Below are 22,475 nucleotides of genomic sequence, written 5' to 3'. Positions count from 1 at the left end.
CTGACAGTCGTGATAAAAAATAAGAATTTAAATCAATGCGACACCAGTAAGTCTCAATCAGTGAACGTTGTACTTCTTCGGGGCGCCTAACTTGGACTGTAACCATATATTAATATCGCTGATAACCTCCTTGCGCAGGCTTTTCCCGTCACTATTTTTCAATCCATGGTCGAGTTCTTCATAACGCCGATATTCAATATTACTTTTCCCAAGGTCTTTAAGATGTTGCATCATTTTATCAGTTTTCTGAGGTGATACCGAGGTATCTCTCCCTCCCTGAACGATCAGCAAAGGGGATTTTACGTTTTTCAGGGTATCAAGTTGATCGATGGAGAGCATCTGATGCCACCAATGATAGCCATGCCCACTAACTTCAAGCTCAAATGGTTTGCTGTTAAGAACATGCTCGGAAAACCCTGTAAAACCGTCGATATCTTTTCTCGCCTCTTCGGGTTTTTTATACTTTGCAGCGATACTGTGTGAGACGTCATCGATAAACCAGCGACCACCTCCATTAAAGGCGATAGTGGCATCGATATAGTCAACGTCTGCGGTAACCAGGTTGGCGATAACAGCACCTTCACTGCCGCCCAAGAGGACAAATTTCTTGTATGGCCCATCTTTTCGAACGATATCGAGCACCACCTTAATATCTGCGACTCGTTGTGCAGGGCTGTCATTTTCAAGGTGTTGAGCAGGGCAGTCCTTGCGTGCCGTGTCAGCACTGTATTTTAATTTATTATCAATGCCGTACTTTTCGATGAGCAAAATATCAGCTTCTGGCCAAACATTTTTATACTCGGTGAGTATGGACTCTATTTTCAAGACACTATTGCAATCAGAGCCTTGCAGGATCAACAGCAAGGTATCTGCGTCATGGGCATGTTGGACAAGATAATAGGAGATAGGCGAACCATCATCCCTGCTCGCAGTGCGAGTCATGGTATCTTTCGCGCTCACCGAACATGTCAAAAAGAACAAGAGTAAAGATATTGCCCAGATTTGCATCTTATCCCCTAATAGTGATGAGAAAAAGGCTGTGCGCTAATAGGTGCTGAAACCTTCATTCCTCTTGAATGGATAAAGGGCTGAGGAAGCGTAGTGAAAACCGCCCCAGTCTGGCTTTTATTGGTACTCGCACCTTGTTATAAGCGATTAACCACCAAATTCACGGCTAATAATTTGTGTGGGGACAACATTATCTGGTAAGTCACTCGACATTTTTTGAGCAAGTTCACCAGCCAAACCAAACGCGTTGTCAACGGGATCTACCTTCATTCCGCTTTCGACAGCTAACTCCAAAAATTTCTTGCCAATATCATTGCAAGCATCCACCCAGTTTTTGGGCAGCTCCCCCATGGTGAGCTTGGGCTGACAGACCAGTTGAAATGTATTCTTGCCTTCTTGTATTTGAAATGCTACCTCAACAAATTCACTTTTATATGGGTTGGCTAACGCACTTGAACTAAGTAAAAACACGGCTCCAATAAATAATATTTTCATGACACGTCCTTGTGATTTGTAACGCCCACCAAGGGGCTGGCAACGCACTGCCACTAAACTCAACGACTATAAATGTAGCTATCGCTGTTCAATGGAACTGGAAACGCCACGCGTTGACAGTCCTTCTTGAGGTGTTTGTTAGCTGAATTGCCCAAGATGTAATTCGAGCTGATTATGCAAACCCTAATTTTCATGCTGAATCCAGTATTTAACAATTTTATTTCCGCCAACTCGATACACAGAACTGCCTACTGTCGAGAGCGTTAAACCCGTGGGTTCATAACCCAAGATATTCCCTATCTCGTATGTTGGGCTAAAAATCGTAGGTTGGTGCTGAACGAAGTGAAGCCCAACATTTACCGCGAAACGTATCTGCAAATTTGTATTACCGAGCGACCCAATCCATGTTTATACCGCTCTGGTTGGCGTGATAATGCTCGTCTGTTGGGCTTTGCTACGCTCTGCGCCACCCTACAAAAACCACGCTACCGCCCCTGAATCACAGCCTCCAGTCTGCTGGTATTTAATTGGGGTTTTGCTCTGGTCTGGCTCATTGCTGACTCCGACGAGACATTACCTAGAGCGACTATGTTACCGAACGGAGCTGGTGTGGGAAGCGGGATAGGGTGGTTTTATGGACAAGATCAAGAAATGGATTGCGCTCACGCTGACCTTGTCATGCTCATGGGCCCGGTATCTGTGACCATACCGGGCCCATGGCCTTTGTCGGCAGCTGGGCTGTCAGTGAGAAGCCCAAGGGCGCCCGCCGGGATCAGCTGGGGAGATCTGGCTCGCCGGCCGGGGCCAGCATCAGGGTCTCTATCTGCAGGTTGGTGGAGAGCAGTGTCTTCAAGTCCTGCAGGTACTCCTCCAGGGGGGGCTCTTCCAGCAGCAGGGCAAGTTCGTTGCCTATGGGGGTGAGGCGGTAATAGAGCAGGGTGAGGTTGCTCTGGCGCTGGCGCAGGCGCCAGCGCTGGTTACCGAAGGCCAGCTCGACCCCGTCCGCAGGCAGGGGGCCGGATTCCAATTCGCCGCGGTGCATCAGGCCGAGATCGCACAGCAGCAGCAGGGCGCTGTAGGGGACCCGGTATTTGCCAAGTCCCATGCGGGTGACCTTGGCGCGGCTGAGCAGGCCAGCCCCCTTGTGCATGCCCAGCAGCAGGCGCTGCTCGTCGCTGCCCTCGTAGTGACAGGAGAGGGCGCAGATCCGCTGGAACAGTTGGGCTTCGCGCTGGGTCATCTCCTTGAGGGTGTTGATGGCCCGGATGGAGAAGCGGCCCGGGGTCGCCACCTCCAGGGCGAAGATCCGCCCCCACAGCTGCTGCATGGGCACCATGCTGATGTCTTCGGCCAGTTGCAGGAAGCGGGTCAGCCAGTCGCTGTCCATCTCGCCGCCGGCGGCCGTCTCCTCGCAGTGGCGGGATGCCATCACCATGATGGCTTCCAGGTTGCGCTGGCGGGCGGCCTGATCCGCCAGCTGGCGGAAGGTGGCGCGCTGCTCGAAGGTGCTGTCGCTGTTGCGGGCCAGCATGCCGTCTATGCCACGGCTGCGGGCCAGGCGCAGGGTCTGCTCCTGGCTGCTCAGGATGGAACTCTCTTTCTTGGGGGGCGGCAGATCGGCCATGCTGGCTCCATGATCCAGGGGTTGAATAGGGCTGGTATTGAATGTTACTCCAACCGGGCGGGCGAACAATCCCTCAGGCAGGGGCCCGTCACCGGGCTGTCACAGGATAAAAAATGGCCTCCCGCGGGAGGCCATCATGGCGATGTTGTCTATGGTCAGCGCCACAACTGCTTGGTTGGCGTGGCCCCGACCACTTTCGCCGGTTTATGGCCGGACTCACTCTTCTTCGTAGACGCTGACTTCGACTGCATCCATGGAGTAGGAGGCGGTGGCCATCTCGTGGCTGGAGCTGATGGTGCGCATCTTGCCCTTCACCCAGATGGCGTCCCAGAGATCATCCACCGGGGCACCCTTGGGATAACTCACATAGATCACCTGATTGGTGGGCGGGGGCGGCACGTGGATGCAGGCCCCGAAGTAGGGCACCAGCAGGAAGGCGGTGATAGTCTTGGCGTCGCCCTCCAGCGGCACCACGAAGCCCGGGATGCGCACATCCTGCTGATCCAGCTTCTTGTTGACGCCGCCGACCGGCTGCGGCACCGAGGCCAGGTTGCCATCGTGGCTGACCTGGGGGGGCGGCAGAAGTTTTTCACCTTCCGGGATCAGGATATCCCAGTCGATGGTCTTGTAGTCGGCGGCCAGGGCCGGCAGCACCAGCAGGCTGGCCAGCAGCGCCATTATCTTCCACTTCATCATCTGTCCTTCTGTGTTTATTCCGGTGTGGTCACTAGACGCGAATGTTCATGCCATCGCTCAGGCGGTAGCGCATGGTGGACGCGGGCCGCCGGTAGCGGGCTAGCCACAGCATTGGCCTCATCCACCTCGTCATCCTCATATCCGGATACTCATGCCATCACTCAGGCTGTAGCGAATGGTGGACGCGGGCCGCCGGTAGCGGGCGAGCCACAGCATTGGCCTCATCCACCTCGTCATCCTCATATCCGGATACTCATGCCATCACTCAGGCTGTAGCGGTAGGCGCGGGCCGCGGGCAGCAGGCCGATCACCATGCCGGCCAGCCAGACCAGCCCCAGCAGCTGCCACTCATAGGCGCTCGGCAGCCCCAGGCTCAATTGCAGGCCATAGTGGCCGAGCAGCCAGGGGGTGGCAAGCCCCTGTCCCAGGTAGAGCACCGCCACCCCGAGGACGATCCCGATCGTGGTGAGCGCCATCGCCTCCAGCGCCAGCAGCAGGAACAGGTGGGATGGGCCCGCGCCGAGGGAGCGCAGTATGGCGAGCTCCCGGCGCCGCTCGTTGAGCCCCGCCAACAGGGTGGTCAGCATGCCGATGAGGCCCGCCACCACCACGAAGCCGGCGATCACCGAGAGCGCCGTCTCGGCCACGCTCATCAGACCCCACAGCTCCTGCAGGGCGGCGCCCGGCAGAATGGCCATCAGCGGCTCACCGGGGTAGGTGTTGATGCCCCGTTGCAGCTGGAACGCCAATATTCGATTGCTGAGACCCACCATAAAGGCGGTGATGGTCTTGGGGGTGAGATCCTGCGCCAGCGCCTGCTCGGCAGTGACGTTCTTGCTGTGACGGCCGCTGTCCCAGCCGAGGTGAATGGCCTCAATCCCGGCGAGCGGCACATGCACGGTGCGATCGATGGGGGTACCGGTCGGTGCCAGTATCCCCACCACCTTGAACGGCAGGTTGTCATGCTGGCTGAAGGAGGTGTTGCCGGCGCCATGGGCGATGACGATGGACTGGTTCAGTCGATAGCCCAGCTTCTCGGCCACCTGGGCGCCGAGTACCGCCTCGAACGGCGTCTCGAAGGCCCGCCCCTCACGCAGTTGCAGCGACTGTTGCTGGCCATATTTCAGGTGGAGGAAGTAGTCCCCGTTGGTGCCGAGCACCCGGAATCCCTTGTGGGAGTCGCCGAGGGAGAGGGGAATGGTCCAGGCGATTCCCGGTCTCTGCTTGATGGTCTGATAGGTATCCCAGCCGACGTTGTTGGTGGGGTTGCCGATGCGAAATACCGAGTAGAGCAGCAGGTTCACCTGGCCGGAGCGGGCGCCGACGATGAGATCGGTGCCGGAGACGGTATTGGAGAAGCTCTCGCGGGCTTGCATACGCACCCGCTCCACCCCGAGCAGCAGGGTGACGCTGATGGCCACGGCCAGCAGGGTGAGCCCGGCGGTGAGGCGACGGGCCCAGAGGCTCTGCAGGGCAAGTTTCAGCATGACGGCCTCCAGATCCTGGAGGAGGACTGGTCCGCCGGGGCGGATACGGTCGGGCGGCGGTGATCATGTGGCGTCATCATGCGGCCCTCCGGTTGAGCTGTTGCAGATTCTCTACCCGGGGGAAGAGTGGCTCGAGATAGGGATCGTGACTGACGAAGATGAGGGTGCTGCCCTGCTTGTCGCACTCCTCGAACAGCAACTTGATGAAGGCGGCTCTGTTGTCGGTATCGAGGGCCGAGGTGGGCTCGTCGGCGATCACCAGAGGTGGCGAGCCGATCAGCGCGCGGGCGGCGGCGACCCGCTGCTGCTGGCCGATGCTGAGGGCATGAACGGGTCTGTGCAGCGCCTCGTTTGGCAGTTGCAGCTCTCCCAGCAGCCGGCGTGCCTCCAGCTCTGGGCTCCCTTGCAGGCGGGCTCGCTTCTGGGGCGAGAAGCTGAGGGCGGCGGTGACATTGTCCAGCACGGATAAAAACGGCAGCAGGTTGAACTGCTGGAAGATGTAACCCAGATTGGCGGCCCGGAAGTGATCACGGGCGCGGCCAGAGAGCTGGGCCAATGGCTGGCCCAGCACCTCCAGGGTGCCGTGGTTGGCGGTCTGGATCCCGGCCAGCAAGCCGAGCAGGGTGGACTTGCCGGAGCCCGAGGGCCCCTTGATGAAGACCCGCTCCCCCTGCTGGATGCACAGGGCGGGCAGATCGAGTACGGCCTCGTGACCCGGCCAGGCAAAGGCCAGATCGCGGATCTCAACCACGGCGTTTTTCATGGTGTCACCAGCTCAGTTGGTAGGCGGACGGGGTCAACTCGGCCGCGGTCTGGCCGTTGGGCAAGATGCCCTGCACGCTCAGCTTCTCCAGGCTCGGATAGACGGCAAACAGCGTGGCCTCGAGACCAGTGAGTTTGGCCGGGGCCTCGCAGGTGTAGGTGTACATGGCGCCCATGTCGGCGTGACCCGCCTCATCATGGTGGTGCTCATCCTGATCGCCGTCCGCCTTTTCATGGTCATGAGCGTGGTCGTGTTCTTCCTTGGCGGCATTGATCTCCTGCCGGGTCAGGGTGCAACCGGCGGCAGGATCGAGGCGGAACAGGGCATCCGGCTGCTGGAGCCTAGTCAGCGCCCTGGCGTACTGCGCCTTCTCCTCATCGCTCCTGGCGGCATGCTCGAAGCCCACCAGATCGGCGGCAGGCGCCTGCAGCTCGATCATCAGCTGGTTGCCATCGAGCACCAGATTGAGGTGGCCGTGGCCATGCTCGTGGGCCCCGTGGCCATGGCTCTCATGGTCGTCGTGATTGGCTTGTACGCCGAAGGCGGCGGCCGCCAGTAACAGGGTGACTGCTTTCATCGTTTATCCTTTTAAACCATCAATTAATAAGAGAAATATTCAGTTGGTTCAACGATGGGAGGCCGGCGGGGCGCGGATGCTGTAGTGAGGCGAGGCGGGGCTGCCGAGCAGGGGGAAACCGGGGATGACAGGCGGAAAAGTAGAAAACTGCGGGGCAGGGGCAAGAGGAGTGGGCGTCAGGGCCAGCTTGCCATCCAGATGGAGGGCGCAGATGAGGCAATGGTGGCCGTGGTCAGGCAGGCTCGCTTCCAGCGGATGCTGCGCCAGTGCCGGTTGCAACCACAACCAGCCCAGCAGCAACAACCAGATTTTCAGCTTGAAACGACCCATAGACCCTTATGGAAAGGGCGCCATCAGCGCCCTTACTCTCTGATTCAGAGATGGGACTTGATGAGCCCCATCACGGTAGCGATGTTGGTGGCATCGAGCTGGCCATCTTTGGCGAACAGCACCTTGCCCTCTTTATCCAGCAGTATGATGGCCGAACTCTCCGGCGCGAGATCCCAGGCGTTGCGGGCCATGCCCTTGGCATCCAGCACCATGACGGACCAGGGGAACTCCTTCTTGCTGTCTTCTGCACTGCTCTTCACGAAACCGGAGGTACCCCAGATGGCGTCATTGCTGTTGATGATGGTGACGGTCTGGTACTGATCATGGGGCAACTTGGCCGCCTTGATCGCCTCGATCATGGGGGCATTCAACTCCTTGGCACTGGAGCGGCCGGCGATGTGCTGGATCAAGAAGACCTTGCCGGCCAGCACCTTGCTCTGCCAGGGCTGATAGCTTATCGCCTTGTCCTGCAGCACCAGCTCACCCTTGTCACCGATGTTGACCGGCGGTACCTGGGCAGATTCCTTGATGTTGTGGGCCATGACCAGGCCTGGCAGCAGCGCCAGGGTAAGTACGAGATGTTTCATCCTGATGACACTCCTTTGTTATGTTATAACGATTTCATGATTGAGGGAATGGGACAGTACTCATCCTAAACTGATCGGATCTGTTTAAAAAGTGTTAAATAATGTGGTGGGCGTTAGGATCGCACCGTCCGCCAGCGCAGATTAGCGGCTGGCAAGGGCGGCTAGGATGGCACGCAGTCGATAAAAATCAACGCCTTATCAACTGGTTTGAGGAGTCTGGCTCAGTAGAGCGGTTCACTGACCAGCGGGATCTGGGCCATGGTCATCTGCTGGGCCAGCAGGGGGGAGCCGGTCAGCAGCACGTGGCGCTGATTGCCGATCACCAGGGTGTCACCTTTCAGCCCGCTGTCGGCGGTGATGGCGAGCCAGGCCGGGGAGACGCTGCCGATGCTGATGTTGGGATAGATGATGCTGAGCATGTACTGGGGCGCCAGCTCGGCCAAGAGGCTGGCCATCAGCAGCGCCTTCTCGTCGCTGTCGGCCTTGTTGTCCTGCAGCGCCTGCAGCGGGGGGGCGAAGTGATCCATCTGCTCGGGAGGGGTGGGGATGCCGTTTAACCACTCCTGCAGCAGATTGACGCTGGTGGCCAGATCCTTGGCCGAAAACTGCTGGGCCAGCGGCTTGAGGTCACCCTTGAACTGATAGAACAGCTGGGAGTAGTTGGGCCGCACGCAGGGCAGCTTGCGATTGGCCGGGTGCACACAGGGCAGCACCCGCATCTGGTAGAAGGCATCTTCCTGATATTGTTGATAGGCCTGCCAGAACTGGTTCGACTCCAGGCTGTCGTCGTGCAGGGTGAAAGCCTGCTCCAGGTTGCGAAACTTGGTGGCGGTCTCCGGGCTGCTCTGGTTGATCTGGTTGATGCTGTTGTAGAGCCGCGGGCTGATGTAGGAGTAGAGGGTCTCCAGCGGATAGTTGAGGGAGGCGTCGAGCAGGGTCATCTCATGACGGCTGGCCGAGATGACGCGCTCATCCGTGCTCAGCTGCAGGTGCTTGAGCTGGCCGTCGGCGGACTGCCATTGCCAGCTGAGGTTGACCTCCTGAGCACCGGCCGCGGCGGCAAACACTAGACTCCACAGCACTCCTTGTGCCAGTTTCATGATGCTGCATCCCGCGCCGATAGATACTAAACAACTAGGTGAGGCGGCAGGTTTTGGATTACTTCAATTGCATTGAAGTTGGTAATCGCCTGATAAAGCTTTAAATTTAATTCTGAAAATAAGTCGCACAGGGAGCGATCATGAAGCCTATCTCGATGCTCTTGCTGAGCTTGGTCACGCTGCCGGCGCTGGCGGGCCAGGTGATCGTCAATCAGGGAATGTCCACGGCAGACACCTTTGCCCTGCGGGATCAGCTGGCGCGGGAGCACGAGTGGCAGGAGTGGCTGCGTCTGCAGCAGGCGGTCAAGTGGCTGGAGGTGTTGCCGGTCAACTGCGAGCTGGTGGGGGGCCGGGGCGAGGATTACCACTGTGGCGACAGCTATTACCGTCCCTACCGCCAGAATGGGCGCGACATCTATATTCAGGGCGATCCGCCGGGGTTGACGCCGGGTCATCAGCCCAGAGCAAATAAAAAGGCGCCATGAGGCGCCTTTTTATCGCGAGAAATACGCTTACTTGGCGGCGTAACGCTCGGCAGAAGTGACGATCTCGGCTTCTGCTGCGGCCTTGTCGCCCCAACCTTCCACCTTGACCCACTTGCCCGCTTCCAGCTCTTTGTAACGCTCGAAGAAGTGCTGGATCTGGGCCTTGAGCAGCTCAGGCAGATCGTTCACATCCTTGATGTGATCGTATTGCTTGGTCAGCTTGGAGTGCGGCACGGCCACGATCTTGGCATCTTCACCTGATTCGTCGGTCATCTTCAGCACGCCGACCGGGCGGCAGCGAATGACGGAGCCGGCCAGCAGCGGGTAAGGAGTCGGCACCAGCACGTCGACCGGATCCCCATCCAGAGACAGGGTGGCGTTCACGTAACCGTAGTTGCACGGGTAGAACATCGGGGTGGACATGAAGCGATCAACGAAGATGGCACCGCTGTCCTTGTCGACTTCATATTTGATCGGGTCGGCGTTCTGCGGGATTTCGATGATGACATAGATGTCGTCAGGCAGGCTCTTGCCAGCCGGTACCAGGTTCAGGCTCATGACGTTTCCTTCAGTGTTGGAGTCAAGTTTGCAGGCCGATATTATAGCGATGTCGAATCAAATGACCATATTTCGAGGGCACTGCGACAGAGTTGGCTGCAGCCGGTCAGCTTGGGTCTGCCAAATTGGCGCCATCTTGCTAGAATGCTCGCTCTCTCTACAGGAACGGGAAGCGGTATGCATATTCACATCCTCGGTATCTGCGGCACCTTCATGGGCGGCGTCGCCGTGCTGGCCAAGCAGCTGGGTTATAGAGTCACGGGCTCCGATGCCAACGTCTATCCCCCCATGAGCACCCAGCTCGAGCAGCAGGGCATAGAGCTGACCGAGGGCTATGATCCGTCCCAGCTCGATCCGGCGCCGGATCTGGTGGTGATCGGCAACGCCATGAGCCGTGGCAACCCCTGCGTGGAGTATGTGCTGGATCGCAATCTGCCCTATATCTCCGGTCCCCAGTGGCTGCTGGAGCACGTGCTGCAGGATCGCTGGGTGCTGGCCGTGGCGGGCACCCATGGCAAGACCACCACCGCCAGCATGCTGGCCTGGGTGCTGGAGTACGCCAAACTGGCGCCGGGCTTCCTCATCGGTGGCGTGCCGGGCAACTTCCCGGTCTCCGCCCGCCTGGGGGACGCTCCCTTCTTCGTCATCGAGGCGGACGAATATGACTGCGCCTTCTTCGACAAGCGCTCCAAGTTCGTGCACTACCATCCCCGCACCCTGATCATGAACAACCTGGAGTTCGACCACGCGGACATCTTCCCGGATCTCGCCGCCATCCAGCGTCAGTTCCACCACCTGATGCGCACAGTGCCGAGCAATGGCCGGGTGCTGTTCCCTCAGGCCGATGCGAACCTCGGCGCCGTACGCGAGATGGGCTGCTGGAGCGAGGTCGAGCTGGTGGGTCAGGACGACGCCAAGTGGAAGGCGGTCAAGCTGGCAGACGACGGCTCCGCCTTCGAGGTGTGGCTGGATGGGCAGAAGCAGGGCGAGGTGCACTGGGAGTGCATCGGCGAGCACAACGTCAGCAACGGCCTGATGGCCATCGCCGCCGCCCGTCACGCCGGTGTCATGGTGGAGCACGGCATTGCTGCCCTGTGCCAGTTCAAGTCGCCGAAGCGGCGGATGGAGCTCAAGGGCGAGGTGGCGGGCATCAGCGTCTATGACGACTTCGCCCACCACCCGACCGCCATCGAAACCACCCTCGGTGGCCTGCGCGCCAAGGTGGGCAAGGCCCGCATTCTGGCGGTGCTGGAGCCGCGCTCCAACACCATGAAGCTGGGGGTGCACAAGGAGGAGCTGGCCGCTTGCTTCGACGGCGCCGACGAGGTGCTCTTCTTCCAGCCGGCCAACATCGGCTGGGATCTGGCCGAGGTGACGGCCCACATGAGCCGTCCGGCCCGGGTATTCGACGATCTGGAGACCCTGATCGACCGGCTGGTGGCCGAGAGCCGCGCCGGCGATCATATTCTGATCATGAGTAACGGCGGCTTCGGCGGCATTCACGACAAGCTGCTCGCCCGCCTCAAGCAAGGCAAGTCATGAGCAAACAGATCACCCTGGCGCTGACCGGTGCCTCCGGCGCCCCCTACGCCCTGCGCCTGCTGCAATGCCTGGTACAGGCGGACTATAGGGTCTATCTGCTGGCCTCCTCCGCCGCCCGGGTGGTGCTCAAGACCGAGCAGCAGCAGGATTGGCCCGGCTCGCCAAAGGAGCTGTCTGCCTACCTCTGCCGCCAGTATGGCGCCAGGGAGGGGCAGATAGTGGCCTGCGGCAAGGAGGAGTGGTTCTCGCCGGTGGCCTCCGGCTCGGCGGCGCCGAAACAGATGGTGGTCTGCCCCTGCTCCATGGGCACAGTCTCCGCCATCGCCAACGGCGCCTCCGACAACCTCTTGGAGCGGGCGGCGGACGTGGTGATCAAGGAGCGTGGCCAGCTCATCCTGGTGCCCAGGGAGAGCCCCTTCTCGGCAATCCATCTGGAGAACATGCTGAAGCTGGCGCGGCTCGGGGTGACCATCATGCCGGCCGCCCCCGGTTTCTATCATGAGCCGAAAAGTATCGAGGATCTGGTGGACTTTATGGTGGCCAGGATCCTGGATCACCTTGGGGTCGAGCATGCGCTGACCCGGCGCTGGGGCTATGCCCAGCCCTGAGCCAGATGACAGGCAAACAAAAGCGGCGCCGACCTGAACAGTCCGGCGCCGCTTTTTTATTGGCGAGGCGGGTTAGGCGACCTGAATGGGGGCCGTCACATACTTGAACAGAAAATCGGTCACCTCTTCCCGGGATGGGCGTTGGGGCTGATTGATCATCTGCATCATGACGTAGCCAAACCCGGTCAGGGAGCGGGCCAGATCCTGCGCCGACAGCACGCTCTGGATCTCGCCACTGTCCATGGCGGCCTGCAGGTGGGGCGCTATGCGTTCCAGCGCCCGGTCCAGCAAGCGGGTGTAGCGGGGCCATACCTCTTCCCGCACCGACGAGCTCCATTCCAGCCAGATGCTGGCATGGTCCGGGCTATCGTAGGCGGCGTCGACGAACAGCTTCACGTGGCGGTGAATGCTGTCGCTGACCGGACCCTGGCCGGTATAAGCCTGCTCGAGGATCTGTTGCACGAAGCGCTCGATCTCGGCCAGCACTTCATCGACCAGATCTTCACGGGTGTTGAAATAGTTGAATACGGTCGCGACCGATACCTTGGCTTGTTCCGCGATCTCGGCATGTCCCGCACGGCCAATGCCGCGGCGGGAGAATACCTCGATGGCACACTCCATCAGTTGGTCACGGCGAGCCTCCGGCGAAAGCCGGGTTCGACGTCTTATTTCTGCGCGTGGTTCCATAGTTTTTTCATCTAATAGTTATTGATTATGGTGTTTATAGTATTGTCACCGATAATGCCCAAAGGCCCGCTAACTCTATCAATTAAAATAAGCCGATAAAAGCATCACGTATGCCTGACGCCTCCCGGCTGGAATGGTAGAATCCTCGGTTTTGATGCAAATGAACGGCCAATAACCCTTTGGCCATGAATGGAGTATGTGATGAAACACACTGTCGAGGTGATGATCTCCGAGGCCGACGTCGCCGCCCGGATCGCCAAATTGGGTGAAGAGATCACCGCCCGTTACCAGGGTTCCGATGAAGTGGTCATGATTGGCCTGCTGCGTGGCTCCTGCGTCTTCCTGGCCGATCTGTGCCGTCAGACCCAACTGCCCATCACCCTGGATTTTATGACTGCCTCCAGCTATGGCTCCGGCATGCACAGCACCCGTGATGTGCGCATCCTCAAAGATCTGGATGACGACATCAAGGGCAAGGACATAGTGCTGGTCGAAGACATCATCGACACCGGTTACACCCTCAACAAGGTGCGCGAGATCCTCTCCCTGCGCGAGCCGAAATCCCTGGCCATCTGCACCCTGCTGGACAAGCCGTCCCGCCGTGAGGTACATGTGCCGGTGGACTGGATCGGCTTCTCCATTCCGGACGAATTTGTGGTGGGCTGTGGTATCGACTACGCCCAGAAGTATCGTAATCTGCCGTTCATCGGCAAGGTAGTTCCGCAAGAATAAGCAAGGCTCAGCAGTGACATAGGCAGCATGGCCGCTCGCCATCGACTGTCTGCAGGCGGCCTTGGCCGCCTTTTCTGTCTCGAGATGGGCCATTCCATCACAGGGGTTGCAATGAACGCATTGGAAATCAGCGGCCTGAAAAAGACCTATCAGGGGGGCGTCGAAGCCCTTAAGGGCATCGATCTTACCGTCAAGCAGGGGGACTTCTTCGCCCTGCTCGGCCCGAACGGGGCGGGCAAGTCCACCACCATAGGCGTCATCAGCTCGCTGGTGAACAAGAGCGCCGGCAAGGTGAAGGTGTTCGGCTACGACATCGACGGCCAGCTGGAGCAGGCCAAGGCCCAGCTCGGCCTGGTGCCGCAGGAGTTCAACTTCAGCCAGTTCGAGAAGGTGAGCCAGATCGTCATCCATCAGGCCGGCTTCTACGGCGTACCGAGTGGCGAAGCCAAGATCCGGGCCGAGAAGTACCTGCGCCAGCTCGATCTGTGGGACAAGCGCGACGCGCCGGCCCGCACCCTCTCCGGTGGCATGAAGCGCCGCCTGATGATCGCCCGCGCCCTGATGCATGAGCCCAAGCTGTTGATCCTGGATGAGCCGACCGCCGGGGTGGACATCGAGATCCGCCGCTCCATGTGGCAGTTCCTGCAGCAGCTCAACGAGCAGGGGGTCACCATCATACTCACTACCCACTATCTGGAAGAGGCCGAGATGCTGTGCCGCAACATCGGCATCATCGACAAGGGCCGCCTCATCGAGAATACCAGCATGAAGGCGCTGCTCGGCAAGCTGGGGCGCGAGACCTTCATGCTGGATCTGGCGCCCGGCAGTGCCATGCCCCATGTGCCCGAATTCCAGGGGCGGATGCAGGATGAGCATACCCTGGAGGTGGATCTGGACAAGAGCCAGTCCCTCAACAGCCTGTTCGAGCAGCTGTCCGCCCAGGGGGTGCAGGTGCAGAGCATGCGCAACAAGGCCAACCGGCTGGAAGAGCTGTTCGTCAACCTGGTGGAAGAGGGCCGTAAAGCATGAACGCCAACACCTATTACATCGCCTTCAAGAGCATACTGACCAAGGAAGTGGTCCGCTTCACCCGGATCTGGTTGCAGACCCTGGTGCCGCCGGCCATCACCATGAGCCTCTACTTCGTCATCTTCGGCAACCTCATAGGTTCGCGCATCGGTGACATGGGGGGCTTCAGCTACATGGAGTTCATCGTGCCCGGCCTCATCATGATGTCGGTCATCACCAACTCCTACTCCAACGTCGCCTCCTCCTTCTTCAGCGCCAAGTTCCAGCGCAACGTGGAGGAGCTGCTGGTGGCACCGGTGCCGAACTACATCATCATCGCCGGTTACGTGGGCGGTGGCGTGGCGCGTGGCCTCTGCGTCGGCCTCATCGTCACCCTGGTGTCGCTGTTCTTCGTGCCTTTGCAGATCCACCACCTGTTCAGCGTCTGCTTCACCGTGCTGCTGACCTCGATCCTGTTCTCCCTGGGCGGGCTCATCAACGCGGTGTTTGCCAAGACCTTCGACGACATCAGCATCATCCCCACCTTCGTGCTGACGCCGCTCACCTACCTCGGCGGGGTCTTCTACTCCATCACGCTGCTGCCGCCGTTCTGGCAGGGGGTCTCCCAGGTGAACCCCATCATCTACATGGTGAACGCGTTCCGTTACGGCTTCCTCGGTATCTCCGACGTGCCGCTCGGCACCGCCTACCTCATCATCATCGGCTTCATCGTCGCGCTCTACGGCCTGGCCTGGTGGCTGATCTCCCGTGGTACCGGGCTGCGGCACTGAGTGCTGTCACCATGAAAAAAGGCGCCCGCGGGCGCCTTTTGTTTTGGACTTGAAGGGATCAGAAGACGGGGGCGTCGTAGTGCGCCGGTTCATCGCTGTAGATGCAGACGTTCCACTTGGCAACTATGCCGTCTTCGGCGAGGCAATGGCGCTCGAAGAAGGTCTTGATCTCGGCGCGCTGGCAGTGAGCCTCGAAGCTCGCCATGTCGCGCCAGATCTCGTTGAAGGCGATGGGGAAGCTCTCGCCCTCGGCGAAGGGGCTGGGGATGTGGCGGGTGACTATGTACTGCTGGCAGCCATCTTCCCGCAGGGTGTTGGGCTCGAGCCCCTGCAGCACCTGGAACAGCGCCTGCTCCTGACCGGCCTTGGGCTGGAACTGGGCGATGCAATAAACCTTCTTGGACATCTCTTTCTCCTTGTCGGGACCTGTCAGGCCCCGAGCGTGACCACACAATTGTCGATGAGGCGGGCCTTGCCCAGATAGGCGGCCATCAGGATCACCAGCCGCTCGCTGGCCTCGGTGGCCGATTCGAGCGTATCGGCATCGACGATGTCGATGGCGTCGGTCCTGAAGCCGGCGTTATCGAGGCGCTGGCTGGCCTGGGCCACCAGGGAGGGCAGGTGGTGATCACCGGCCTCGATCTGCTCGGCGACCCAGTTCATGGTGCGGGCCAGCTCGGGGGCCAGGGCCCGCTCGGCGGCGCTGAGGTAGCCGTTGCGCGATGACAGCGCCAGCCCGTCCTGCGCTCGCACCGTCGGCACGCCGACGATCTCGACCGGGATGGCCATGTCGGCCACCATCTTGCGGATCAGCGCCAGCTGCTGGTAATCCTTCTGGCCGAAGCAGGCCAGGTCCGGCTGGACCAGGTTGAACAGCTTGGCGACGACTGTACTGACGCCACGGAAGTGGCCGGGGCGCAGCGCCCCTTCCAGCAGGCCGGAGAGACCGGGCACCTCGACGAAGGTCTGGCTGGCCAGGCCGTGGGGATACATCAGCTCGGGGGTCGGTGTGAACACCAGATCCACGCCGGCCCCTTGCAGGGCGGCACAATCCTGCTCCAGGGTGCGCGGGTAGTTGGCGAGGTCATCGGCCTTGTCGAACTGCAGCGGGTTCACGAAGATGCTGACCACCACCTTCTCGCCGTGGCGGCGCGCCTGTTCAACCAGAGTGAGATGGCCCTGGTGCAGATTGCCCATGGTGGGCACGAATGCGATGGTGCGCCCTTCACGGCGCCATTGACCGATCTGTTCACGCAGATCGACGGGATTGTTCACAACCAACATCGGCGGTTACCTTCGGATACATCAAAGAGAGAGGGGTTAAATCAGCCTGGATATGGATGGCGAAACGGGGGCTGATGCCCCCGTTGCCATGAATGAGGCCTTGCTCAGTTGAAGCAGTGCTCGGGACCGGGGAAGGTGCCCTCGCTGACCTGTTTCACGTAGAGACGGACGGCGGCATGCAGATCGCCGGTCTCGGCCAGGAAGTTCTTGGTGAACTTGGGCACATAGCCGGAGGTGATGCCGAAGGCGTCGTGCATCACCAGGATCTGGCCATCGGTGGCCGGGCCGGCACCTATGCCGATCACCGGGATGCGCAGCGCCTTGGTGATGCGCTCGGCCAGGCTGACCGGCACGCATTCCAGCACCAGCAGCTGGATCCCGGCCGCTTGCAGCTCGAGCGCCTGGCGGTAGATCTCCTGGGCGTGGAACTCATCGCGGCCCTGTACCTTGAAGCCGCCAAACACGTGCACGGATTGCGGGGTCAGGCCCAGGTGAGCACAGACCGGGACGCCGTTGCGGGTCAGGTGGCGGATGCTGTCACACAACCAGTCCCCCCCTTCCATCTTCACCATGCGGGCACCGGCGGCCATCAGCCGGGCGGCGTTCTGGTAGGTCTGCTCCGGGGTGGCGTAGCTCATGAACGGCATGTCGCTGACCACCAGCGCCTTGCTGGTGCCACGCACCACGCAGCGGGTGTGGTAGACCATCTCGTCCATGCTGACCGCCAGGGTGTCTTCTCCCCCTTGCAGCACCATGCCCAGGGAATCGCCGATCAGCAGCACCTGGGCGCCCTCGTCGTCGAACAGCTTGGCGAAGCTGGCGTCATAGGCGGTGATGGCGGTGATTTTTTGTCCGTCCTGCTTCATCTTCAGCAGGCTGGTGGTGGTGATCTTGCTCATTAGGTTGCTCCTACTCGCCCACTAGGTCGGGAATGATCTTCGGGGTCGCGATGGCGGTGAATGTCTGACGGGTCGGCCTGGATTGGCGCAGGATGGTGGTGGCAATCTTGCTCATGACGGCGACTCGTCTACGCACCCGTGGCGTCGGCAAGGATCACGAGACCATTGCGCGGGCAGCGGGCGACCAGTTCGGAGAGCGGGGTACCGCAGGGCAGTACCAGAGCGGGCGCAAGTTCGGCGAGGGGGAGCAGCACGAATTCCCGCTCCTTCATGCCGTAGTGGGGGACGGTCAGGCGTTCATGCTGGATGACCTGCTCCCCATAGAGCAACAGATCCAGATCCAGGGTCCTTGGACCCCAACGCTCGTCCTTGCGCACACGTCCCTGTTCCAACTCGATTCTTTGCAGCTGATCCAGCAGGGCCAGGGGGCCGAGCCGGGTATTGAGCCGCACCACGGCATTGACGTAGTCCGGCTGATCGGCAGGGCCCATGGGGCGGCTGCCGTAAAGCGATGAGGCCTGCAGCAATTCGGTCTGTGGCAACGCCGCCAATGCGGTGACGGCGCGCCTGGCCTGGGCGATGGGATCCCCCAGGTTGGAGCCGATGGCAACGAAGACCTCGGTCATCACTTTTTTATCACTCGGCCGCTTTCGGTTTGCGACGACGGGGGCGACGACGATTGCGGCTGTTGCTGTTGCCGCTGCGCTTCTCGCCAGCCGGTGCCGGTGCGCCTTCACCCTCGCGGGTCGCTTCCCGCTGCAGGGTGCGCTCACCGCCCCGGGTCGCTTCCCGCTGCAGTTGCGGGCGCACATCCGGGTTGGATTCCACATAGCGTTCCCACCAGCTGGCGAGTTCGCCGAGGCCACGCTCGACCCGGTTGCGCAGCAACAGGAAGTCGAAGGCGGCGCGGAACTTCGGATGCTCCATGGCCCGCTCGGGGTGACGGCCCTGACGACGGGTCAGCCGCTGTTGCAGCGCCCAGATGTCGCGCACGTCTGTGGTGAAGCGGCGCGGCACGGCGATGATCCGTACCTGGGCGTCCAGCACCTCGTTGATGGCCAGCATGAAGGCGTCGTGCCAGGGCAGGCCGCTCTCGTTTTCCAGCACCCGGGCACGGGCCTCGACGGCGCCCCACAACAGGGAGGCGTAGAGGAAGGCGGGGGTGACCCGCTTGTCTTCACGCACCCGGGTGTCGGTGTCCATCAGCGCCAGCTCGATGAACTGCTCGAACGGCGAGTTGCCATGGGGGGTGAACAGGGCGGCCACCTGCGGGAACAGCGGCTGGAACAGCCCGTATTCACGCAGCAGCTTGTAGGTCGCCAGGCCATCGCCAGCCAGGAACAGCTTGAGGGTCTCCTCAAACAGGCGGGCGGGCGGGATATCCTGCAGCAGCGACGCCAGCTCCTTGATGGGGGCGGCGGTACGCGGGCTGATGTTCATGTCCAGCTTGGCGGCGAAGCGCACGGCCCGCAGCATCCGCACCGGATCTTCCCGGTAGCGGGTCTCGGGGTCACCGATCAGCTCCAGCTTGCGCTGGGCGAGATCCTCGATGCCACCCTCGAAATCGTGCAGGGTGAAATCCTTGGCGCTGTAGTAGAGGGCGTTGACGGTAAAGTCACGGCGCTCGGCATCCTCTTCGATGGTGCCGTAGACGTTGTCGCGCAGCAGCATGCCTTCATCAGACTGGGCCGACACATGTTTGCTGGTATTGACCTGATGGTGGTGACCCCGGAAGGTGGCCACTTCGATCACGTCACGACCAAAGACGATGTGCGCCAGGCGGAAACGGCGGCCGATCAGGCGGCAGTTGCTGAACAATGCCTTGATCTGCTCCGGCGTCGCGTTGGTGGCGATGTCGAAATCCTTTGGTGTCTTCCCGAGCAGAATATCCCGGACACCACCCCCGACCAGGTAGGCGTCATAGCCACCCTTGTTCAGGCGGTAGAGCACCTTGAGCGCATTCTCGCTGATCTCTTTGCGCGAGATGGGGTGCTGGTCGCGGCTCAAGGTTCGACGCTGGCCGGCTACGTGGACCGGCAGGGTAGATTCAACCGACTGCTCGCCGTCGTCCTTGCCGAGCACCTTGCGGCAAAAGTTTGCGATCTGGGAAAAAATGGTACACCTCTTCATGACTTCAAATTGACGGGAGGCCAAAAAATAGCGGCCTATCATAGCTCAGGCCTGACCAAATGAGAAACGGTGTGGCCTGCTTCCCTTATTCGGGCCTGGTCATACAAGCAACAGCTCTGTCTGCTCCTCTAGTCTGAACCTGCTCAGCTGCTCGCCAGGGCGATCTTTGGCTGGCGGGGGACAAGCTCCAGCCGCCAGTGTTCTATTCCCCAGCCGATGATCTCCTCGATGCGGCAGCTTCGCAGCTCGGGGGGCGGGCACTGGCCGAGGAAGGCGAGCGCCTGCCACAGCGCCGGCCTCACCTCGTCGAGGGACAGTGCCGGGGCGTGGTTCTGCTTGGAGAGCTTGTTGCCATCCGCCAGCACCGCCAGCGGCAAATGTACCCAGTCGGGCACGCCGGCCCCCAGCGTCTGGTAGAGCGCGATCTGGCGCACCGTGGGCTCCAGCAGATCGGCGCCGCGCACTATCTCGCTGATGCCGCTGTCCATGTCATCCACCACCACCGCCAGGTTGTAGGCATAGAGCCCGTCGCGGCGGCGAACGATAAAGTCCTCCTCCGCCAGGGCGGCGGGCACGGCTATCCTCCCCTGCAGCGCATCATCGAAATGATAGACGGGGCGTCGCTGGCGCAGGCGGGCGGCGCAGCCTGCCGGTGCCAGCCTCAACTCGCGGCAGTGACCGCCATAGAGGCCGCCGCCAGCCATGATCTCGCGCCGGGTGCAGCGGCACCAGTAGAGGTCCCCCGCCCGGTAGAGCCGCTCGATGATCTCGTCATAGCGGGCGTGGCGCCGGCTCTGATACATCACCTCCCCATCCCAGTGCAGGCCATGGGCCTCCAGGGTATAGAGGATGAGCTCACTGGCCCCGGCCATCTCCCGCGGCGGATCTATGTCTTCGATGCGCACCAGCCAGCGTCCCCTTTGCGCCCTGGCCTGCAGGAAGCTGCCGAGGGCCGCCACCAGCGAACCGAAGTGGAGCGGGCCGGACGGGGAGGGAGCGAAGCGACCGACATAGGGTCGGGAGAGGGGAGTCAGGGCCATGAAGATTCGGGTAGACGATGCATTGAGGCTGCATTCTGGGATGCCAGTGCTAAAAGCTCAATAAAAAAGGGAGCCCGCAAGCTCCCTTTTTTGACTATGTCGAGGGTCGGCATCAGCCGGCCATCTGTTTTTCCTTGATTTCAGCCAGTGTCTTGCAGTCGACACAGAGGTCGGCGGTCGGACGGGCTTCGAGGCGACGAATACCAATTTCGATACCGCAGTGTTCGCAGTAACCAAAGTCGTCTTCTTCGAGTAGCAGCAAGGTCTTCTCGATCTTCTTGATCAGCTTGCGTTCACGGTCGCGGGTACGCAGTTCGAGCGCGAACTCTTCTTCCTGCGCGGCGCGATCGACTGGATCCGGGAAGTTGGCAGCCTCATCCTTCATATGGTCAACGGTGCGGTCAACTTCCTGCATCAGTTGGTTACGCCAGGCTCCCAGGATTTTGCGGAAATGAACCTTCTGTTGGTCATTCATGTACTCCTCACCGGCTTTCACCTGGTAAGGCTCTACACCCGCAATGGCCAGGGGGCCCAGAGATTTCCTGTTTTCGCCTGTTGGCATGCCCTGTCTCCTAATTCAGCACGCTACTCGTGCCATCCGTAAATTGAGGGCGGTATCTATAGCAGAAGGGTCAACTGGAGGCAAACAAGCCTTGCCAATAATGTTACCCATTCCAGCATTTATTCGCTGCCCTCGGGTTGCAGGTGGCCAGATTCAAACGGAATAAAGCCTTGGGCCACCATGCTCTGCACCCCAACATGGGGGCGATAGCATAAAATTTCAACCCCTGCCGCCATGGCTTGCTCAATAAGCTGACTATAGTGCGGATCTATGTGGGTTGCAGGACGCATCCGCGCTATTCCGGAGTGCAATACCATGAATAACAACACGGCGCGATGCCCCGCCGCCTTCATGACCATCAGCTCGCGCAGGTGCTTGGCGCCCCGGGTGGTGACCGCATCCGGGAAGTAGCCCATCCCCGGCGCCGCCCGCTCGTCGAGCAGGGTGACGGACTTGACCTCTATGTAGCAATCGGGCTTGTGGTCATCCTCCAGCAGCAGATCGATGCGGCTGTTCTCCTCGCCATATTTCACCTCGGTGCGCAGCCTGGCATAGCCCGCCAAGGGGGCCAGCGCCGCCTGCTCGATCAGCTCGCGGGCAATCTGGTTGGCGCGGGCGGTGTTGACGCAGATGAAGTGCCCCGCCGGGCTTTCGGCGATCTCCCAGCTGTGGGCCAGCTTGCGCTTGGGATTGTTGGAGGTGGAGTACCAGACCCGGGTGCCCGGATCGGCGCAACCGGTCATGGCACCGGTATTGGCGCAGTGGATGGTGATCTGCTCGCCATCGTCCAGCAGCACGTCGGTCAGGAAGCGCTTGTAGCGGGAGACCAGCAGGCCGGATTGCAGAGGGGGATCGAAAATCATGGGGCGCAGTCCTTTCTTATTGTTTGTTTCTCTGGGGGAGCAACCCGCGGGCTGGGTTGCAAAGGGGATGGCTCATCAGGCCAGGTCTTCTCGCGTGTCCGCCTTGGCGCGGGCGCGCAGGGGCCAGCAGGCGAGCGGCTGGTAGCAGACCCCGTCCGGCGTGCTGACGGAGCGATAGAGGCAGAAGTGATCGGCGGTCAGCACGAAATCCGGCGCCGGCAGCTCGGCGGGGGCCTCGCCGGCCTTGCGCGACAGGGTGACGTGGGGGCGATAACCCTGCTCGCCGTTGCCAAGGCCCAGCCTCTCGCCGTGGCGCCGCAGCGCTTTGGCCAGCACATTCAACTCGTTCGGCCACTCGCTGGGCCCCACCCAGGCGGCCTTGGCGCGATGGAACCAGCCGGTCTGATCCAGCGGGATGCGCAGCGGCGGGCAGTGTTGACGCTCGGCGGCGGCCATCAGCCTGGCCTGGGTGACCTCGTCGGCTTCACCGAGAAAGGCCAGGGTCAGGTGCAGGTTGATCTCCGGCACCGGCAGGCCGGGCCAGGGGCGTCGGTCACGCCAGTCGATCAGCTCGGGGGCAGTCTCGTGCAGGGGCAGGGCAAAGAAGAGTTTGGCCATT

The 22,475-nt window shown here is 60.8% G+C and carries 27 protein-coding genes; 6 read left to right on the top strand and 21 right to left on the bottom strand.

Annotated features, from left to right (window positions below; translation table 11 throughout):
* Positions 1-57 precede the first annotated feature (57 nt).
* From EL255_RS17590 to EL255_RS17540, 10 genes are all read right to left on the bottom strand, one after another.
* Positions 58-1,008, bottom strand: coding sequence for an alpha/beta hydrolase family protein (locus tag EL255_RS17590; RefSeq protein ID WP_042653007.1), 951 nt, complete (start codon positions 1,006-1,008; stop codon positions 58-60).
* A 147-nt stretch (positions 1,009-1,155) separates the two neighbouring features.
* The gene (locus EL255_RS17585) at positions 1,156-1,503 is read right to left on the bottom strand and encodes a hypothetical protein (protein ID WP_042653006.1); all 348 of its coding nucleotides are present in this window, start codon (positions 1,501-1,503) and stop codon (positions 1,156-1,158) included.
* Between the two features lie 772 nt (positions 1,504-2,275).
* Positions 2,276-3,127, bottom strand: a complete 852-nt coding sequence (locus EL255_RS17575) for a TIGR03899 family protein (protein ID WP_042653005.1) — start codon at positions 3,125-3,127, stop codon at positions 2,276-2,278.
* Between the two features lie 216 nt (positions 3,128-3,343).
* Entirely contained in the window at positions 3,344-3,823 is a 480-nt protein-coding gene (locus EL255_RS17570) for a DUF3299 domain-containing protein (protein ID WP_082029992.1), read from the bottom strand.
* A gap of 239 nt (positions 3,824-4,062) precedes the next feature.
* Positions 4,063-5,310: an ABC transporter permease gene (locus EL255_RS17565; RefSeq protein ID WP_042653004.1), complete on the bottom strand. Its 1,248-nt coding sequence runs from the start codon at positions 5,308-5,310 to the stop codon at positions 4,063-4,065.
* A gap of 76 nt (positions 5,311-5,386) precedes the next feature.
* Positions 5,387-6,073, bottom strand: a complete 687-nt coding sequence (locus EL255_RS17560; RefSeq protein ID WP_042653003.1) for an ABC transporter ATP-binding protein — start codon at positions 6,071-6,073, stop codon at positions 5,387-5,389.
* Between the two features lie 4 nt (positions 6,074-6,077).
* Entirely contained in the window at positions 6,078-6,650 is a 573-nt protein-coding gene (locus EL255_RS17555) for a DUF2796 domain-containing protein (RefSeq protein WP_042653002.1), read from the bottom strand.
* Between the two features lie 48 nt (positions 6,651-6,698).
* Entirely contained in the window at positions 6,699-6,980 is a 282-nt protein-coding gene (locus EL255_RS17550; protein WP_042653001.1) for a hypothetical protein, read from the bottom strand.
* A 44-nt stretch (positions 6,981-7,024) separates the two neighbouring features.
* Complete coding sequence (locus tag EL255_RS17545; protein ID WP_042653000.1) at positions 7,025-7,567, bottom strand: YtfJ family protein; 543 nt, start codon at positions 7,565-7,567, stop codon at positions 7,025-7,027.
* Positions 7,568-7,788: 221 nt separating this feature from the next.
* Positions 7,789-8,667, bottom strand: coding sequence for a hypothetical protein (locus EL255_RS17540; protein ID WP_042652999.1), 879 nt, complete (start codon positions 8,665-8,667; stop codon positions 7,789-7,791).
* A 140-nt stretch (positions 8,668-8,807) separates the two neighbouring features.
* On the opposite strand from EL255_RS17540, the gene EL255_RS17535 reads away from it, so the two are divergent.
* Positions 8,808-9,152 (top strand): hypothetical protein, encoded by a 345-nt coding sequence (locus tag EL255_RS17535; protein WP_042652998.1) that lies wholly within the window; start codon positions 8,808-8,810, stop codon positions 9,150-9,152.
* A 27-nt stretch (positions 9,153-9,179) separates the two neighbouring features.
* Here the strand turns inward: EL255_RS17535 and ppa are convergent, their stop codons facing one another.
* Entirely contained in the window at positions 9,180-9,710 is a 531-nt protein-coding gene (gene ppa, locus EL255_RS17530) for an inorganic diphosphatase (protein ID WP_005313216.1), read from the bottom strand.
* A gap of 177 nt (positions 9,711-9,887) precedes the next feature.
* On the opposite strand from ppa, the gene mpl reads away from it, so the two are divergent.
* Both mpl and EL255_RS17520 read left to right on the top strand, forming a co-directional pair.
* A complete protein-coding gene (gene mpl, locus EL255_RS17525; RefSeq protein ID WP_042652997.1) occupies positions 9,888-11,252 on the top strand; it encodes a UDP-N-acetylmuramate:L-alanyl-gamma-D-glutamyl-meso-diaminopimelate ligase in 1,365 nt (454 codons plus the stop codon).
* Positions 11,249-11,860, top strand: coding sequence for a flavin prenyltransferase UbiX (locus tag EL255_RS17520; RefSeq protein WP_042652996.1), 612 nt, complete (start codon positions 11,249-11,251; stop codon positions 11,858-11,860). Before mpl ends, EL255_RS17520 begins: the two co-directional genes overlap by 4 nt.
* Positions 11,861-11,932: 72 nt before the next feature.
* Here EL255_RS17520 and EL255_RS17515 read toward each other — a convergent pair whose 3' ends face one another.
* Positions 11,933-12,547 carry a TetR/AcrR family transcriptional regulator gene (locus EL255_RS17515; protein ID WP_042652995.1) on the bottom strand — a complete coding sequence of 205 codons (615 nt, stop codon included), beginning with the start codon at positions 12,545-12,547 and terminating at the stop codon, positions 11,933-11,935.
* Positions 12,548-12,748: 201 nt separating this feature from the next.
* Here EL255_RS17515 and hpt point away from each other — a divergent pair, with 201 nt between their 5' ends.
* The 3 genes from hpt (at position 12,749) to EL255_RS17500 (ending at position 15,078) form a co-directional block, all read left to right on the top strand.
* Positions 12,749-13,279, top strand: a complete 531-nt coding sequence (gene hpt, locus EL255_RS17510) for a hypoxanthine phosphoribosyltransferase (protein ID WP_042653310.1) — start codon at positions 12,749-12,751, stop codon at positions 13,277-13,279.
* Between the two features lie 111 nt (positions 13,280-13,390).
* A complete protein-coding gene (locus EL255_RS17505; RefSeq protein WP_042652994.1) occupies positions 13,391-14,308 on the top strand; it encodes an ABC transporter ATP-binding protein in 918 nt (305 codons plus the stop codon).
* A complete protein-coding gene (locus EL255_RS17500) occupies positions 14,305-15,078 on the top strand; it encodes an ABC transporter permease (RefSeq protein ID WP_042652993.1) in 774 nt (257 codons plus the stop codon). Before EL255_RS17505 ends, EL255_RS17500 begins: the two co-directional genes overlap by 4 nt.
* A gap of 58 nt (positions 15,079-15,136) precedes the next feature.
* On the opposite strand, the gene EL255_RS17495 is transcribed toward EL255_RS17500, so the two are convergent.
* The 9 genes from EL255_RS17495 to thpR all read right to left on the bottom strand — a co-directional run bounded on the left by EL255_RS17495 (position 15,137) and on the right by thpR (position 22,474).
* Entirely contained in the window at positions 15,137-15,484 is a 348-nt protein-coding gene (locus EL255_RS17495; RefSeq protein ID WP_042652992.1) for a putative quinol monooxygenase, read from the bottom strand.
* Between the two features lie 23 nt (positions 15,485-15,507).
* Entirely contained in the window at positions 15,508-16,362 is an 855-nt protein-coding gene (panC, locus tag EL255_RS17490; RefSeq protein ID WP_042652991.1) for a pantoate--beta-alanine ligase, read from the bottom strand.
* A 104-nt stretch (positions 16,363-16,466) separates the two neighbouring features.
* A complete protein-coding gene (gene panB / locus EL255_RS17485; protein WP_042652990.1) occupies positions 16,467-17,261 on the bottom strand; it encodes a 3-methyl-2-oxobutanoate hydroxymethyltransferase in 795 nt (264 codons plus the stop codon).
* A gap of 128 nt (positions 17,262-17,389) precedes the next feature.
* Positions 17,390-17,887: a 2-amino-4-hydroxy-6-hydroxymethyldihydropteridine diphosphokinase gene (gene folK / locus EL255_RS17480; protein WP_042652989.1), complete on the bottom strand. Its 498-nt coding sequence runs from the start codon at positions 17,885-17,887 to the stop codon at positions 17,390-17,392.
* Positions 17,888-17,897: 10 nt separating this feature from the next.
* On the bottom strand, positions 17,898-19,391 hold the full coding sequence (gene pcnB, locus EL255_RS17475) for a polynucleotide adenylyltransferase PcnB (RefSeq protein ID WP_042653309.1): 1,494 nt from the start codon (positions 19,389-19,391) through the stop codon (positions 17,898-17,900).
* 143 nt (positions 19,392-19,534) lie between these two features.
* Positions 19,535-20,431, bottom strand: a complete 897-nt coding sequence (gluQRS, locus tag EL255_RS17470) for a tRNA glutamyl-Q(34) synthetase GluQRS (RefSeq protein WP_042652988.1) — start codon at positions 20,429-20,431, stop codon at positions 19,535-19,537.
* A 112-nt stretch (positions 20,432-20,543) separates the two neighbouring features.
* Complete coding sequence (gene dksA, locus EL255_RS17465) at positions 20,544-20,993, bottom strand: RNA polymerase-binding protein DksA (RefSeq protein WP_005329052.1); 450 nt, start codon at positions 20,991-20,993, stop codon at positions 20,544-20,546.
* A gap of 119 nt (positions 20,994-21,112) precedes the next feature.
* On the bottom strand, positions 21,113-21,856 hold the full coding sequence (gene sfsA / locus EL255_RS17460) for a DNA/RNA nuclease SfsA (protein WP_042652987.1): 744 nt from the start codon (positions 21,854-21,856) through the stop codon (positions 21,113-21,115).
* Positions 21,857-21,931: 75 nt separating this feature from the next.
* Positions 21,932-22,474 (bottom strand): RNA 2',3'-cyclic phosphodiesterase, encoded by a 543-nt coding sequence (thpR, locus tag EL255_RS17455; RefSeq protein WP_042652986.1) that lies wholly within the window; start codon positions 22,472-22,474, stop codon positions 21,932-21,934.
* Position 22,475 lies beyond the last annotated feature (1 nt).

Origin of the sequence: Aeromonas encheleia (assembly GCF_900637545.1) — a bacterium.
Classification (GTDB): domain Bacteria; phylum Pseudomonadota; class Gammaproteobacteria; order Enterobacterales; family Aeromonadaceae; genus Aeromonas; species Aeromonas encheleia.
The sequence above is the reverse complement of the archived record's forward strand: the minus strand, read 5'-3'. Positions and strand labels throughout refer to the sequence as shown.